The sequence below is a fragment of the Bacillus sp. PK6-16 genome, assembly GCF_056530295.1.
The window spans coordinates 3,140,700-3,156,365 of the sequence record NZ_CP096511.1 but is presented as its reverse complement, the minus strand read 5'-3'; the positions used below and the strand labels follow the sequence as shown (position 1 = coordinate 3,156,365).

The 15,666-nt window shown below is 34.1% G+C and carries 13 protein-coding genes and 3 pseudogenes; 12 read left to right on the top strand and 4 right to left on the bottom strand.

Annotated features, from left to right (window positions below):
- Positions 1-67: 67 nt before the first annotated feature.
- Entirely contained in the window at positions 68-262 is a 195-nt protein-coding gene (locus tag M1D66_RS16085) for a hypothetical protein (RefSeq protein WP_017674122.1), read from the top strand.
- Positions 263-376: 114 nt separating this feature from the next.
- Positions 377-925 carry a cysteine hydrolase family protein gene (locus M1D66_RS16080; RefSeq protein WP_000816761.1) on the top strand — a complete coding sequence of 183 codons (549 nt, stop codon included), beginning with the start codon at positions 377-379 and terminating at the stop codon, positions 923-925.
- Between the two features lie 29 nt (positions 926-954).
- Here M1D66_RS16080 and M1D66_RS16075 read toward each other — a convergent pair.
- Positions 955-1,050: pseudogene (locus M1D66_RS16075) on the bottom strand (NUDIX hydrolase); the annotation flags it as partial.
- A gap of 225 nt (positions 1,051-1,275) precedes the next feature.
- Here M1D66_RS16075 and M1D66_RS16070 point away from each other — a divergent pair.
- The 7 genes from M1D66_RS16070 to adhP all read left to right on the top strand — a co-directional run bounded on the left by M1D66_RS16070 (position 1,276) and on the right by adhP (position 8,258).
- Complete coding sequence (locus M1D66_RS16070; RefSeq protein WP_001245050.1) at positions 1,276-1,713, top strand: Hsp20/alpha crystallin family protein; 438 nt, start codon at positions 1,276-1,278, stop codon at positions 1,711-1,713.
- A gap of 300 nt (positions 1,714-2,013) precedes the next feature.
- On the top strand, positions 2,014-2,907 hold the full coding sequence (locus M1D66_RS16065; protein WP_000055426.1) for a mechanosensitive ion channel family protein: 894 nt from the start codon (positions 2,014-2,016) through the stop codon (positions 2,905-2,907).
- A gap of 158 nt (positions 2,908-3,065) precedes the next feature.
- Positions 3,066-4,184 (top strand): two-component system sensor histidine kinase CasK, encoded by a 1,119-nt coding sequence (casK, locus tag M1D66_RS16060; RefSeq protein ID WP_001008465.1) that lies wholly within the window; start codon positions 3,066-3,068, stop codon positions 4,182-4,184.
- A gap of 14 nt (positions 4,185-4,198) precedes the next feature.
- Positions 4,199-4,840 carry a two-component system response regulator CasR gene (gene casR, locus M1D66_RS16055; protein ID WP_000694629.1) on the top strand — a complete coding sequence of 214 codons (642 nt, stop codon included), beginning with the start codon at positions 4,199-4,201 and terminating at the stop codon, positions 4,838-4,840.
- 204 nt (positions 4,841-5,044) lie between these two features.
- Entirely contained in the window at positions 5,045-5,899 is an 855-nt protein-coding gene (locus M1D66_RS16050; protein WP_001119646.1) for a MurR/RpiR family transcriptional regulator, read from the top strand.
- A gap of 164 nt (positions 5,900-6,063) precedes the next feature.
- Positions 6,064-6,927 carry a PhzF family phenazine biosynthesis protein gene (locus tag M1D66_RS16045; protein ID WP_086385967.1) on the top strand — a complete coding sequence of 288 codons (864 nt, stop codon included), beginning with the start codon at positions 6,064-6,066 and terminating at the stop codon, positions 6,925-6,927.
- A gap of 293 nt (positions 6,928-7,220) precedes the next feature.
- Entirely contained in the window at positions 7,221-8,258 is a 1,038-nt protein-coding gene (gene adhP / locus M1D66_RS16040; RefSeq protein WP_000649119.1) for an alcohol dehydrogenase AdhP, read from the top strand.
- A 150-nt stretch (positions 8,259-8,408) separates the two neighbouring features.
- Here adhP and M1D66_RS16035 read toward each other — a convergent pair whose 3' ends face one another.
- Together M1D66_RS16035 and M1D66_RS16030 are read right to left on the bottom strand one after the other, a co-directional pair.
- A complete protein-coding gene (locus tag M1D66_RS16035) occupies positions 8,409-9,428 on the bottom strand; it encodes an ABC transporter permease (RefSeq protein WP_000836565.1) in 1,020 nt (339 codons plus the stop codon).
- Positions 9,425-10,326 (bottom strand): annotated as a pseudogene (locus tag M1D66_RS16030) (ABC transporter permease subunit). Before M1D66_RS16030 ends, M1D66_RS16035 begins: the two are co-directional and overlap by 4 nt.
- A gap of 561 nt (positions 10,327-10,887) precedes the next feature.
- Between M1D66_RS16030 and gntK the strand changes: the two are divergent.
- The 3 genes from gntK to gnd are packed head-to-tail and all read left to right on the top strand — an operon-like array spanning position 10,888 to position 14,705.
- On the top strand, positions 10,888-12,426 hold the full coding sequence (gene gntK / locus M1D66_RS16025; protein ID WP_000449999.1) for a gluconokinase: 1,539 nt from the start codon (positions 10,888-10,890) through the stop codon (positions 12,424-12,426).
- 14 nt (positions 12,427-12,440) lie between these two features.
- Entirely contained in the window at positions 12,441-13,790 is a 1,350-nt protein-coding gene (locus M1D66_RS16020; RefSeq protein ID WP_242554607.1) for a GntP family permease, read from the top strand.
- Positions 13,791-13,808: 18 nt separating this feature from the next.
- Positions 13,809-14,705 carry a phosphogluconate dehydrogenase (NAD(+)-dependent, decarboxylating) gene (gene gnd, locus M1D66_RS16015; RefSeq protein WP_000765982.1) on the top strand — a complete coding sequence of 299 codons (897 nt, stop codon included), beginning with the start codon at positions 13,809-13,811 and terminating at the stop codon, positions 14,703-14,705.
- Positions 14,706-14,773: 68 nt separating this feature from the next.
- Here the strand turns inward: gnd and M1D66_RS16010 are convergent.
- A pseudogene (locus M1D66_RS16010) lies at positions 14,774-15,538 on the bottom strand (DUF2711 domain-containing protein).
- Positions 15,539-15,666: the final 128 nt, after the last annotated feature.

Here is a 15,666-nt window from a genome sequence, read left to right as displayed (position 1 = left end):
TGCAAGAGTGAATAACTTATTTCATTTTCTAATACGATTAAATAGGAAGTAATCACTTGTTACTACTATGACAGAGAAAGAGGTTGAATACGTGAATCGGTGTATTCGTATCATCTTGATTAGCCTAATGATGGCAGTAATTTGGTTTACGATACAAGAGTTTATGCAAATAACGCTCAATTATCAAATTCATGACTTGTTAATAGGAGCTATTTGTTTTACCATTGTTTATCTATTATATGATAAACTCGGACTAAGGTAAGTTTCAGAAGAAAAATGTAGGTATTTCATTTGAAATGTCGAATAGTACATACGATGTCGTAATAACAAATTTTCTATTGTTTACTGTGAAACAGAAGAAGGAGAGATAGTGGTTATGAAACGAGCTCTTATTAATATTGATTATACATATGATTTTGTAGCGGAAAAGGGGGCTTTAACTTGCGGGAAACCAGGACAGGAAATTGAGAAGGAAATTGTACATATAACGAAGCAATATATTGAAAATGGAGATTACGTTGTCTTTGCTATTGATAAACATGAAGAAAATGATGTATATCATCCAGAATCAAAGTTATTCCCACCTCATAATATAGCTGGTACAAGTGGAAGAGATTTGTTTGGTGAATTACAAGATGTGTACGAAACATATAAAAATGCAGAGAATGTATATTATATGGACAAAACGCGATACAGTGCGTTTGCTGGAACGGATTTAGATATGAAGCTAAGAGAAAGAGGAATAGAAGAAGTTCATCTTGTAGGTGTTTGTACCGATATTTGTGTTCTTCATACAGCAGTAGATGCTTATAATAAAGGGTTTAAAATTGTTGTTTATGAAAAGGCGGTTGCATCTTTTAATGCACAAGGGCATGAATATGCACTTGGACATTTTAAGTCATGCTTACATGCAGAAGTGAAGTGAAAAAAGAGGCCTTTAAAAAAGGTCTCTTTTATTTGTCCTTGTTCATTGAAAACAGCTACAGCAACTCCTGCTAGATTGAGTGGTCTTGATCCGACAACTTTTCTAATTTCTTTAATATATCCCATTGTATGTAACCTCTGTAAGGAAAAATAAGAGTAAATAAACTATTCGTTATTATGTAAATATATTCCTCTTTATAAGGGGAGAGATGACATATAACTTATTTGTTTTATTTGGTAAAATATACATCAAAAAAGGTCAAACAAAAACTTTGACCTTTTTTGACCAAATGTTATAATAAAGGCAGAAAGAGATAATCTTTCATTCATAAATAATAAGGAGGAAAAAATATGCGTAATTTATTTCCAGAGATAACAAAACGTCAAAATGGTATTTTTGATTTTGGGCCTTCTTTATTAGAAGGGATGACAGATGCTTTCTTTAAGCCACTGAACATGGATACTTTTAAAGTAGATGTTCATGAGCAATCTGATAAATATACTGTGAAAGCAGATTTACCAGGTTTTCAAAAAGAAAACATTCAAGTTGATTTTGAACAAGATATATTAACGATCCAAGCAACGAATCATAATGAAGTAGACGAAAAAAATGAGAATGGCACATATATTCGTAAAGAACGTTCTATAGGTTCTGTAACTCGACGCTTTAATTTTAAACAAGTTGAGGAAGAAAATGTTAAAGCAAATTATAAAGATGGCGTATTGACAATTGAATTGCCAAAATTGAAAGAAGAAAAAAGTAGTAAGACAACAATTAATATCGAATAAAAGAGCTGATAAATTCAGCTCTTTTTTTACGTAGTTAATGAATAAATGAGTTGAAATCGTAATGAGATGAATAAAGTTTTAACGTATAAAAAAATTTCACGATTTGCTCCCCCTTAGGTTATTAAAAAGGGTATATTTAAAGGGAAAGGAAAAAGAACAGCTAGACATACTGTTTAAGGTGAATTAGTAATAGAGTCAAAATACATAGTAAGGATAGTGGCATTTTAGATTAGGATAATAGATTTTTCTGGAACAAACTTAGGCGATTATGAATTTTTTAATTAGTAAGGAAGTGGTTAAATGAGCTTATTAACGTATACTGAAGAATTTTTTAATTATGTAAGAGAGTTTTTACTTTTAAGATTTTTACTATTTGCTTTAGTTTTAATCATTATTTCTTTTGTAATAAACCGTATTATTGATTGGTTTTTTAGGAAATCAAGCTTTTTTGATGAAGAGGTAGAGCAGACGATTCAAAGTGTAATTCGATCTATTTTTAGATATATCATTATCATCAGTCTTATCATATATTTAATTAGCCAATTTGTAGATATAAAAAGTATTATTGCAGGTGCAGGGATAGCTGGAGTTGTCATCGGTTTTGCTGCACAACAGATGCTAAAAGATGTTATATTAGGCTTTGCAAGATTAGCGGACAAAGAGTTTCGGGTTGGTGATTTTGTAACTTTTAACGGAACAAATTCAGGAACTATTGAAGAGATTAGTATTCGTTTTATGCAAATTCGTGAATGGTCAGGAAAACTACTTACCATCCCGCACGGAGAGATTAGAACGATACAAAATTTTAATAAAGGATGGATGCGTGTAATTGAACGCATCACGGTAAGTTATCAGGAAGATCCAACAAGAGTGAAGGAATTGTTAGAAGAAGTATGTATTATATGTAATGAAGAATTGAATCAAACTCTTTATAGAGTAGAGGATGAGGCTGTTGAACCATTTAAATACGTCGGTGTTACAGACTTAAATCCTAACTTGAAATATGTTGGCTATGAATTTTGTATTACAGGTTTAATAAAGCCAGAAGATTATTTTGAAACTTCTAGACAAGTAAGATTTGAATTAATGTCTATGTTCCATAAGAATCAAGTGCAAATGCCAGCAGCGAATATGGTTGTTACTACTGAAGGTTTACAGCATATCCATGGTGGACAATCTTTATCGGACAGCTAAAGTAGAATCGTTTGTTAACAAAAATTCTGCTTCCAACATTGGATAGAATAACAATAATAAAATGATTGATATAAAGAAAGGGCTGAAGGAATTCGGTTCTTTTTTTATTTATAGAATTTAGAAATTTCTTAATGTTATAATTGTAGTTGGTGATGAGAATGAACTTTGAAGAAAAAGAGATGCGTCGTTTAGAAGCATTAAAAGAAATTGCTGAATTATTAAATGAAGCAACAAACTTACAGGATATGTTAGAAAAAGTGTTGCATACATTGTTACAAGTAATGAATTTACAAACAGGGTGGATATTCTTTATTGATGAAAGTGGAAAGCACAGCATGCTTGTAGACGAAAATTTACCAGAGGCTCTTACGTGGCAAAAGAAGAAGCCGATGTGTGAAGGAAACTGTTGGTGTGTAGAACGTTTTGTGAATGGGAGATTGGAAAAAGCGACTAATATTATTGAATGTAAGCGAATAGAAGATGCAATTGAATGTAATTGGGGAGAGACAGAAGATGTTACACATCATGCGACAATTCCGCTTAGGTCTGGATCAGAAAAATTTGGTCTACTAAATGTGGCTGCACCTCATAAGACTCATTTTTCTGAGGAAGAGTTAGCATTATTAGAATCAATTGCATTTCAAATTGGAACGACAATACAACGTATTCAATTAGTTGAGAAAGAACGTAAATATGTAGTGGTAGCGGAAAGAAATCGACTTGCACGTGATTTACATGATTCAGTAAAACAATTGTTATTTTCTATTATGCTAACGGCGAAAGGTACTCTGAATATGACGCAAGATAGAGAATTGCAAGAGATGTTAAGTTATATTGGGGAATTATCACAAGAAGCATTACAAGAGATGACGCTATTAATTTGGCAATTAAGACCTGAAGGATTGGAGAAAGGATTAGCAGAAGCAATTCAAAATTACGGGAAGTTATTAGGAGTTCAAGTGGAAGTTCGAATTGATGGGATGGTTTCAATTGGGGATGAAATAGAAGAAGTTTTATGGCGTATTAGCCAAGAGGCGCTACATAATTGTAAAAAGCATGCTTCGTGTGAAAAGGTACATATTCTTTTGAAAATAGAAAATAACCAGTTACATTTTTACATAGAAGACAATGGAATAGGATTTATACAAGAACAAGTAAGGGAATCAGCACTTGGCCTGAAAAGTATGAAGGAACGTATTCAGTTAATGAAGGGATCGTTTCAAATTATAACAGAGCTGAAAAAGGGTACAAAAATAGAAATTCAATTGCCGATTTGAAGGGGAGAATAGGGTTGAAGATTAAACTGCTACTAGTTGAGGATCATCATATCGTTCGAAGAGGACTTGTATTCTTTTTGAAAACGAGAGAAGAATTTGAAATTATTGGGGAAGCGGAAAATGGCGAAGAGGCATTACATTTCGTGCAAAAAGAAAGACCAGATGTCGTACTAATGGATGTATCGATGCCGAAAATGGATGGAATTGAGGCAACAAAACGTCTAAAGCAATATGATGAGACAATAAAGGTACTTATATTAAGTAGTTTTTCAGAGCAAGATTATGTTATACCAGCACTTGAAGCTGGAGCAGATGGTTATCAATTAAAAGAAGTACAACCTGAGCAACTTGTCGCTTCTATTATTGCAGTACATCAAGGAAATGCGAATTTTCACCCGAAAGTAACACCTGCATTAATGGGGCGTTCTGCAGTAAAGAAGGAAGTGGAAAATCCTTTTTCAATGTTAACGAAAAGAGAGCAAGAGGTACTTCGCGAAATTGCGAAAGGAAGAAGCAACAAGGAGATTGCAGCAGAACTTCATATTACAGAACAAACTGTGAAAACACACGTTTCAAACGTTTTAGCTAAATTGGAAGTGGATGATCGTACGCAAGCCGCATTATACGCGGTGAAACATGGAGAGAATTATTCATAAGCATGAATAATTCTGTTATATCGTATGACAGAATACATAGGAGCAATTAAAATTTATAGTAATCCCTAATATAGGTTTTTCTTCTTTCGATAATTAGGTACAATAAAGTGAAACTCTAATCAGTGGGGGACCATCCCCACTGATGATTAGTTTAACTAATCGTTTTTTACAGGATAAAGCTACGATGGAAGGGGAGGATATGCTATGCCTGGTACAAGAAGTGGGATTGGAAAGATTCAGGCTTCGTTAAATGGTTTATCACCGAAATTGCGAAGTATTGCCGAACATATTTTGAAACATCCACAAGATGTTGTACATAAATCTATTACAGAATTAGCTGAAGTTACGAATAGTTCCGAAGCTACGATATTCCGCTTATGTAAAAACCTTGGTTTGCAAGGTTTTCAAGATTTAAAGATTACATTAGCTCGTGAAATTGTACATACACCGATGCAAAATATCCATGAAGAGGTATCAGCAGAAGATAGTATGGTAACTGTTGCTAAAAAAGTTTTTCATTCGCATATTACAGGACTGCAAGATACTTTACATTTGCTTAATGAAACGGCACTTGAGCAGGCTGTACGAGCCTTACAAGAAGCAAGTCGAATTGAGTTTTATGGAAATGGTGGCTCTGGTATTATTGCAATGGATGCGTATCATAAGTTTATGAGAACGGGTATTTCTTGTATCGCTCATACTGATTCGCATTTTCAAATTATGGGAGCAGGTTTACTCTCGGAAAATTCAGTTGTTATTGGTATTTCTCATTCTGGTAGCAATAAAGGATTACTTGAAGCGTTAGAAGTAGCGAAAGCAAGAGGGGCCAAAATTATTGCGATTACGAGCTATAAGAAATCAGCATTAAGTCAACTTGCTGATATAACGTTATATACATCAACACGTGAGACTGAATTCCGCACAGAAGCAAGTTCATCACGATTAGCACAGTTAAGCTTATTAGATACTTTGTATGTAGGGTTGTCGTTGCAGCGACAAGAGGAAACTCTAAAAAATTTACAAAGTATACGTGAAACGATTTCGATGAAGCGAATATAAAAAAAGCTCTTCAAATGAAGAGCTTTCAGACTGTAGACAAACTATTTTTGGAGAGTTCAAATGCTAAAAATAGTTTGTTTCTTATTTTAAGGATAATTTATCCAATGGAATTTATATGTAGTGCTTTCTATACTATAATTTACTATAAGTGAGGAAGATGTCTTATGAAAATATCTGTTTATGTTGCAAGTGCATTTAGCAAGGATCATAAAGGCGGAAATAAAGCAGGAGTGGTATTTATTGAGAATACAAATACATTGACCACTACTCAAAAAATGGAAATAGCCAAACAACTGGGTTATGCGGAAACCGCATTTATATCAGAATCTGAAATTGCTGATTATAAATTTGAGTATTTTACTCCAAAAGAAGAAGTTGATTTATGTGGTCATGCCACAATTGGCTCTTTCGCGATACTGATGCATTTAAATAAACTTTTCAGGAATCGCTATACGATTGAAACGAACAGCGGTGTTCTTGCTATTACTATAACAGATGACATCATATTCATGGAACAAAATAAACCGATATTCTATGATGTTGTATCTCCAAATGAGTTCACCGACTGTTTTGATAGTAAAGATATAGACAATAAATACCCAATTCAAATTGTCTCCACGGGCTTAAAAGATATTTTAATTCCTATCAAAAGCGAAATACAATTACATGCACTGCAACCTAATTTTGAAAAAATTAAAGAAATCAGCAAGTATTATAATGTTGTCGGGATGCATTTATATACTTTTAATGACAATCGAATTATATGCAGAAATTTTGCTCCGCTATACGACATCAATGAAGAAGCAGCGACTGGAACTTCGAACGGTGCATTAGCTTGCTACCTTTATGAACAGGACTACTTGAAAAAAGAAGTCTATGTATTTGAACAAGGTTATTCTTTACACTCGCCTTCTGAAATATTAGTTAAATTAGCAACCAATAGCAAAAATAAAATAGAAAAAGTTTATGTTGGTGGCAAAGGTTATTACTGTGAAACTAAGTGTTTACATGTAGAAAATATTGAGTGAAGAGCTTTTTTATCGGTGAGAAGTTTGTTACTTTATTTTGTTTTAGAAATATGTGACTTACTTATAGTCAATGATAAACTCTCATTTTTAAAAATTTAAAATAAAGACCGATTTGTGTAATAATTCAAATATTGTTCATAATTTCACAAGTTGTTTATGAAGTGTCATGTTATGATGAAGATGTAATGATGATTGAACACTTAAATTTGGTACAATAACTAGCCAAAGTAGTGAAGAAAGTAGTTGTGAGATAAACTCATTAAAATGCTAAAACACTAAAGGGGAGATCACATATGAAAGCAGTAGTGGTTAATAAAAACAGCAAAGCAAACATCGAAGTGATTGAAAAAGAATTACGTCCGTTACACTCAGGTGAAGCGTTAGTAGATGTAGAGTATTGTGGAGTGTGCCACACTGATTTACACGTTGCGAATCATGATTTTGGTAACACTGATGGCCGTATTCTTGGTCATGAGGGTGTAGGTATTGTTACGAAAATAGCTGATGATGTTACTTCACTAAAGATAGGTGACCGTGTAAGTATTGCATGGATGTTCCAATCTTGTGGACGTTGTGAATATTGTGTAACTGGTAGAGAAACATTTTGCCGTGAAGTTAAAAACGCTGGTTATTCAGTGGATGGTGGTATGGCTGAACAATGTATCGTTACAGCTGATTATGCGGTAAAAGTACCAGAAGGATTAGATCCTGCTCAAGCATCATCAATTACTTGTGCTGGTGTAACTACATATAAAGCTATTAAAGTATCAGATATTAAACCTAGTCAACCTATTGTAATCTATGGCTGCGGTGGATTAGGTAACTTAGCTATCCAATATGCTAAAAATGTATTTGGTGCAAAGGTAATCGCAGTAGACATTAATGACGACAAATTAGCCTTAGCGAAAGAAGTTGGTGCTGATATGACTATCAATCCAATTTCTCAAGGTCCTGCTGATAAAATTGTGCAAGAGGAGTTTGGTGGCGCTTATGCTGCGGTAGTAACAGCAGTCTCTAAAGTAGCCTTTAACTCAGCAGTTGATGCAGTACGTGCTTGCGGTAAAGTAGTTGCAGTAGGGCTACCAGTAGAAACAATGGACTTAAACATCCCACGACTTGTACTGGATGGAATTGAAGTAGTTGGTTCTCTAGTTGGTACTCGTAAAGATTTGGAAGAGGCGTTTATGTTCGGGGCAGAAGGAAAAGTAGTGCCAGTTGTTCAAACTTGTTCTCTAGATAAAGTACAAAATGTATTCGAAGAAATGGAACAAGGTAGAATTCAAGGGCGTATGGTAATTGATTTTAAAAAACATAATTGTGATTGCAAATAATTCACTTTAAATATAAAAAGCATGAGTCTAGCAAAGGACATGTAAAAAAGTTAGACAGCATAAGAAGATGATCCCTGTATTTAATAGGGATCATCTTCTTTATTTTCTACTAATATCGATGCCAATTAATACTTGATTAATGAGAAATGATTAAAGGTTTACTTTATTGGCAAACGAAAAGGAATCTTTATGTTTAACAAATTTTTTATGATCTGGAACGTTTTGAATTGCTACAATTTGCGAATCTCTTGCTTTCAGTGCATCTTGAATCCCGATGGTCATAAGCTTAATAAATAGAATCGTAATAAAGAATGAAGCGAGAGTATAAAAAATAATCCACCATGAAAGATTCATTTCATTACGATTTAATCCAATAAGACCTGCCCAATCATTAGATAGAGAAACAGGTTTGAGCACTCCGTCATAGAGTTCACGCATTTGTATGCCGCCAATTACAATGTTAAGCAGCGCCAAATGGATAACGAGTATGAGTGTTTGGACGATATGTTCCATAAATAATACAAATAAGCGGTCAAGTAATAAGACTCGTAAGTGTTTTTTAATAATATGAAAACGACTAGCCCCCAGTAATTGTGAACTTAAGATGTAATCTTGTTTCATAAATTCATCAACCTCTGAGGATATGTATAAAGAAAGTGTAGGCAGAGCGACGAAAATAAGTACGAGTACTTGATAAAACGTAAATGAAATATTTGGATCTACCCCATCAGCATTTGATGTGATTATAATATTAACGGGCGTGATGAGTATGAATGCGATAAATAGAGTTGGAATATAATAAAAAACTTCTGAGCATGACTGGAAAAATCTTTTGAGTTTTGGAGCAAATAAACTTAAGAGGATTCCTATACATGTTCCGCATAAAATTCGAAAGAAGCTAATTGCCATGGCTAATAAAATAGTGAATTTTGCTCCTTCTACAATTTGTAAGAAAACAGACTCTCCAAAACGATCAGATCCAAAAGGTGGAATTAACGATGGCGGAAAGGGGGCCTTTCCAAGTAATTCGTTATTGTCATTGTAAAGTAACTGAGGAGGTTTTGGGATGTTATCTTTAAAGAACCAACTATAAATAAAACTAGCTGAAATAAGTATGAATAGATAAGTAAAGCCGATTAAAAAGCGTTTTGATTTCCAAATAGATTTCATAATGATACTCCTTTCAATTGCTTTTTCCATCTATTCATCATGAATGAGACTATTTGGAAAATAGCATAAAATGGTAAAATAATCATAACAAGTATGATAAATGCAGCTGGAGGTGAAACAAACGCCTTATTAAATAAAAATTGAATAATGCCTTCCATATTAAAAACAAATTCTAAAATGAATAAATTAGAAAGTAAGAAAACAAAAATCGTTTTTAAATGGTGGAAGAAGTGGATAGATATATTTTTGAATAAATGAATGCATAGTATATAACTTGATGAAAGGCCTTTTCCATATGCAACCTCTACGTAATGTTTTCCTTGCTCTTCTTTTATGTATAACACCATCATCCGAAACATTTGTAATGTAGGTAAGACAGCTAATGATAAAATAGGGAGTAAATAAGCTCGATTTTCATTAAAGGAAATAATAGTGACAGGAGATTCCCCAAATTTCTGAAGTACCCATATGAAAAAAATTTGCAAACAAATCATCATCATCATATCAGGGACAGCTTCTAATATGAACACAATTCGGTTTATCCATTTTTTTATATAATCTTTTGCTAAAAAATAAAAAAATGCCATGCTAGATGATAAAAAGAGAGCAAGAAAAAAGGCTAAAAATAATATAGTAAATGAATATAGGTAAGGTTCTAAAACCGTTGGAAATAATGGTGTTTTTTGAAATGGCCAAACTTCGGGTCTGATCCTATAATCACTAATGATTCAGGGGAAAAAACCTGTTTTAACATAGTAACGGTCTGATTAAAAAAATAAATTGGTTGAAAGGTAAATCCTTGTTGAGTAATAAATAAATAAGGTAAATTTAATAATAGTAAGAGTGATAAAAGAATTGATGAAAGCTTAATTGTGAATTGAGATATTTTATTTAACATTAAATCCCTCCGACATCTTTTTACAACATTATACAATAAATTTCATGTTATTGTTTTTATTTTTCTGAAAAATAAAAATACTTTTTGATTTTATAGTATGCAAGATATATTTACAAGATAAAAAAGTGATAATAGGGGGTCACGCTCTATGTTTATCAAGATAAAAGACTAGTGAACCTAAAACAATAAATAAGAGTAAAATGCACAGAATTCTCATTCTGCGGTTAGTTACTTTTCTTGGTTTGATGGTGATGTTACGTGACCGCTAAAAATAAATATTGCTTTTCAACTCTTTCTTCAAGCAAATAAGTAGAACGTATGGAGGACTATGTATGTGTTGTTAATGAGAGAAAAGAGTGTATTGCGTAACGAATATAACGTAATTTTACCGCATGGAAAAGCTAAATTTAGTATATAAGTGAAATGGAATGAGGGGATTTATTTTTTGATATGAAAAAAATTTTCTTTTTATAACTTGATAAACGAAAAAATATTTTATATACTAATTCATGTAAACGGTTTACTAAATCGTATTTTGCTAGAAATGAAGGGAAGATTCGCATGGAAACAAGGGGGAGAGTAATCGGGATTGATATCGGTACCACAAGTACAAAAACGGTTGTGTTCACAGAAAAAGGAAAAGTCATTGCATCACATGCAATCGATTACCCAATTATTCAACCGAATGTAGGATGGGCTGAGCAAGATCCTGATGTAATATGTGCCGCTGTATACAAAAGTGTAAGCGTTGCCATTGAAAAAGGTAATGTATTACCAGAAGATATTTCTTCAATCGGTATTAGTACAGCTATGCACGCATTAATTGCAGTAGATGAAAATGGTGCGCCATTAACGCGTTCTATCATTTGGGCAGATAATCGAAGTACGAAGCAATCAGAAAAATTATTACAACAAATGAATGGGCATGAAATTTATAGACGTACAGGTACACCGATTCATCCAATGTCACCACTTTCTAAATTGTTATGGATGAAAGAAGAGGAACCAGAGTTATATACAAGTGCCTATAAATTCATTTCCATTAAAGAGTATGTGATTTACCAATTATTTTCACGCTACGTAGTTGATTATTCGATTGCTTCTGCTACGGGGTTATTTAATTTAGAAACATTAAACTGGGATGAAGATGTTTTAACTATGTTACATATGTCACCAGAACAATTATCAACCCCTGTACCAACTACATATATTTTATCAGGTATGAAGCCAGAATTAGCACAGAAGATGGGGATAAGTGCAGAAACACCAATTGTCATCGGAGCAAGTGATGGGGTTCTTGCAAATGTAGGAGTTGGTGCGATATCACCGGGTGCGGCTGCAATTACGATTGGAACGAGTGGTGCGGTTCGAACAATCTCATCAAATATAAATACAGATGAGAAAGGGAGAACGTTTTGTTACGCATTAACAGATGAGCACTGGGTAATCGGTGGTCCAACGAATAACGGCGGAATATTACTGAGATGGTTACGTGATGAATTTGGTAGTCCAGAGCAAGAGGTAGCAAGAAAGCTCGGCATTGATCCTTATGATTTATTAATTAAATATGCAGAAAGCGTACCAGCTGGAGCGGATGGGCTATTGTTCTTACCTTTCTTATCTGGAGAACGCGCACCTTACTGGAATGCAAATGCTCGTGGTACATTCTTTGGAATCAATCTTCAACATAAGCGAGAACATTTTATACGTGCAGTGATGGAAGGTGTTTGTATGAGTGTATATTCAGTAGCACTCGCAATCAGGGATTGTACAGGGCCACTTACTGAAATACGAGTTTCAGGAGGGTTTGCAAAATCTGCATTTTGGAGACAAATGTTGTCCGATATGATGGGAAAAGAATTGCTTGTACCTGAAAGTCATGAAGCATCTGCGCTTGGGGCAGCGGCAGTTGCTTTATATGCTGTAGGAAAAATTGATTCTCTTGAAGAGGTAAAGGATTGGATTGATATTGTCCATCACCATGTACCGAATAAAGAAAATACGGCTATATATTTAGAAATGTTTTATATGTATGAACGACTTTACAATCGCTTGAAAGAAGAATTTGATTGTATAGCTGCTTTCCAACGTAAACAATAGGGGGATTGGGAGAAATGGTAGTTGGGATCGTACTAGCGGCAGTTGTCATACTACTTTTACTTATTACGGTAGTAAAATGGCATCCATTTGTCGCATTAATTTTAACAGCAATTGGTGTAGGATTAGCAATGGGAATGCCTTTAATTGGAACTTCACCAAAAGATCCAGGGATTATTGATTCTATTAAACTAGGGCTTGGTAATACGTTAGGGTTTTTAGCGATAGTTTTAGCACTAGGAACGATGCTTGGAAAAATGATGGCCGAATCTGGTGGTGCTGAACGTATCGCTAACACATTAATTAATCGTTTTGGGAAGAAACGAGTTCACTGGGCGATGATGTTCGTTGCATTTTTAGTAGGGATTCCGGTATTTTTCCAAGTTGGATTTGTACTATTAATTCCGTTAGTATTTACAATTGCGTTAGAAACTGGGGTATCACTTATTACAATTGGTATTCCGCTAGTAGCAGGACTGTCAGTCGTACACGGACTTGTTCCACCGCATCCAGCGGCAATGGCGGCAGTTGGTATTTTTAAAGCAGATGTAGGGAAGACAATTTTATATGCGTTAATTGTCGGACTTCCAACTGCAATTATTTCAGGTCCACTTTACGGGAAATGGATTGGTGCTCGTATACATAAGGAAGTACCATTAGATATAGCGGAGCAATTTGTTGAAAAAGATAATAAAAAAGAGCTTCCTAGCTTTTGGAATACATTGTTTACAATTTTACTTCCAGTATTTCTTATGCTTGGTGCATCAATAGCAGAAGTTGCATTAAATAAAATGAGTCAACTAGCACAAGTATTACACTTTATTGGAGATCCGATTGTGGCTTTATTAATTGCAACCATTTACTCTTTCTTTAGTCTTGGATATGCAAAAGGTTTCTCAAAAGATAAAGTGTTACAATTTACAAATGATTGCCTTGGACCTATTGCAAACATATTGTTAGTGATTGGTGCAGGCGGCGCATTTAATAAAGTATTATTAGATTCTGGAATTGGAACGACAATTGCAGATATGGCGAAAGAATCACATATTTCACCGATATTATTAGGGTGGGGAATTGCGGCACTAATCCGAATTGCAACTGGATCGGCAACTGTTTCTATGATGACAGCAGCTGGTATTGTTGCGCCGATTGCAGCAAGCACACCTGGTGTAAATGTTGAATTACTAGCACTTGCAACAGGCGCAGGTTCATTAATTTTATCACACGTGAATGATTCGGGATTTTGGATGATTAAAGAATATTTCGGAATGACTGTGAAAGAAACATTATTAACATGGACCGCAATGGAGACGATACTATCAGTTGTAGCACTTGGATTAATTTCGATATTAAATATATTTGTATAGAATGGGAGATTGATTAATATGAAACTAGGTTTAATTGGATTAGGAAAAATGGGATTCCCATTAGCTGAACACTTACATGAAGACAAGCATGAAGTAGTTGTATACGATGTAAATAAAGAGCTTGTAGAAAAGGCAGGAAAACTAGGAATTACTGCACGTCATACATTAAAAGAAATGATCGCTGAATTAGAAGCTCCTCGTACAATTTGGGTAATGGTGCCTGCAGGAGAAGTTGTAGAGTCAGTACTAAAAGATGTATATCCATTATTAGATGAAGGTGATATCGTTATTGAAGGCGGAAATTCATTCTATAAAGATACGTTACGCCGCGCTGAAGAAGCAAAAAGCTTCGGATTACATTATGTAGATATCGGTACATCAGGCGGTGTAGAAGGAGCTAGATACGGTGCTTGCTTAATGGTTGGTGGAGAAAAAGAAATTTACGACCAATTAGAACCTTTATTTAAAGATTTAGCAGTAGAAAATGGCTATTCTTATGCTGGCCGTGTTGGTAGTGGTCATTTCTTAAAAATGGTTCATAACGGTATTGAGTACGGCATGATGCAAGCAATCGCTGAAGGATTTGAAGTACTAGATAAGAGTGACTTTGATTTCAATTATGAAGATGTTGCAAAAGTATGGGCGAACGGATCAGTTATCCGTGGTTGGTTAATGGACTTAACTGAAAAAGCATTTGCAGAAGATCCGAAACTAGATGGCATTAAAGGTGTAATGAACTCTTCAGGAGAAGGAAAATGGACTGTTGAAACTGCACTTGAACTTCAAGCTGCAGCACCAGTTATCGCTATGTCATTATTTATGCGCTATCGTTCTCAGGAAGATGATACATTCCATGGAAAAGTAGTTTCAGCATTACGTAATCAGTTCGGTGGACATGAAGTTGTGAAAAAATAAGGATGTTTTTAAAAAGAAACTTGTGTATAAGCGCAAGTTTCTTTTTTATAGTTTAAGAAACTACTAATTTAAAAATACCAATCAATCATCGTTTTTTTTGTCACAAATGATAGCTTCAACGTTCATTGAATGAACAATATATTCTATATTTTCTTCTTTAGCTAATAATAAGGTTGTAAAGGAATCGTATATACTCATAAACGCATACTCATTGTCTTCGCCAGTAATACTTAACTCATTATTGCTAATGTCCCAAATATCTAATGGAGTAGTATTATTTACCTGTAATAATCCGTTTGTATCAAGAATTGGTTCAGAGAAATATAGATTTTTTGCACCTTTAGAACCGAGGAGTTTAAGTAATTTGTGTAATAAAAATATAGACGTATAATCTTCTGTTGGATAATAAAGATCTTTTTTTAAGTTTGAATGTAGCTTTTCAGCTAAATCCTCTCTTTTATATTCTTCTGAAAGGGCACTAATGGAAGTCAACATGGCCATTGCTAGGTCTGCGTATGAATGTAATCCACTACAAGACATCATTTCCTTCCAAGAAACGGATTTCCCATTATAAATGATTTCTTCAGCGCTAGGATAGATGTGCTCATATGGTCTTTTTCTCACAGACTTTTCCCATCCTAAAGGCATTTGGATAAAAGGATGTAGCAATATAGCTGCAGATTTAAAGTTTCTTGGTAGTTGTTCTAAAATTGGTGATTTGTCATCTAGCCAAATGTAATCCAACAAAATATAACCACCTCTTAGACTTTGAAATGTACGGATTCCCGCATTATGTTTTTTGTATTGATTGTATCAAATATAAAGCGAAGCATGAAATATGTCCCAACATAAAAGTAAGAATAAATAAAATGAAGTTTTCATAAATAGTAAAAGGGTGCTTATGTCATCAGTATAGCTAAGAAATGTTGTTACATATGAGAAGAGCGTGTTAATAAAATAT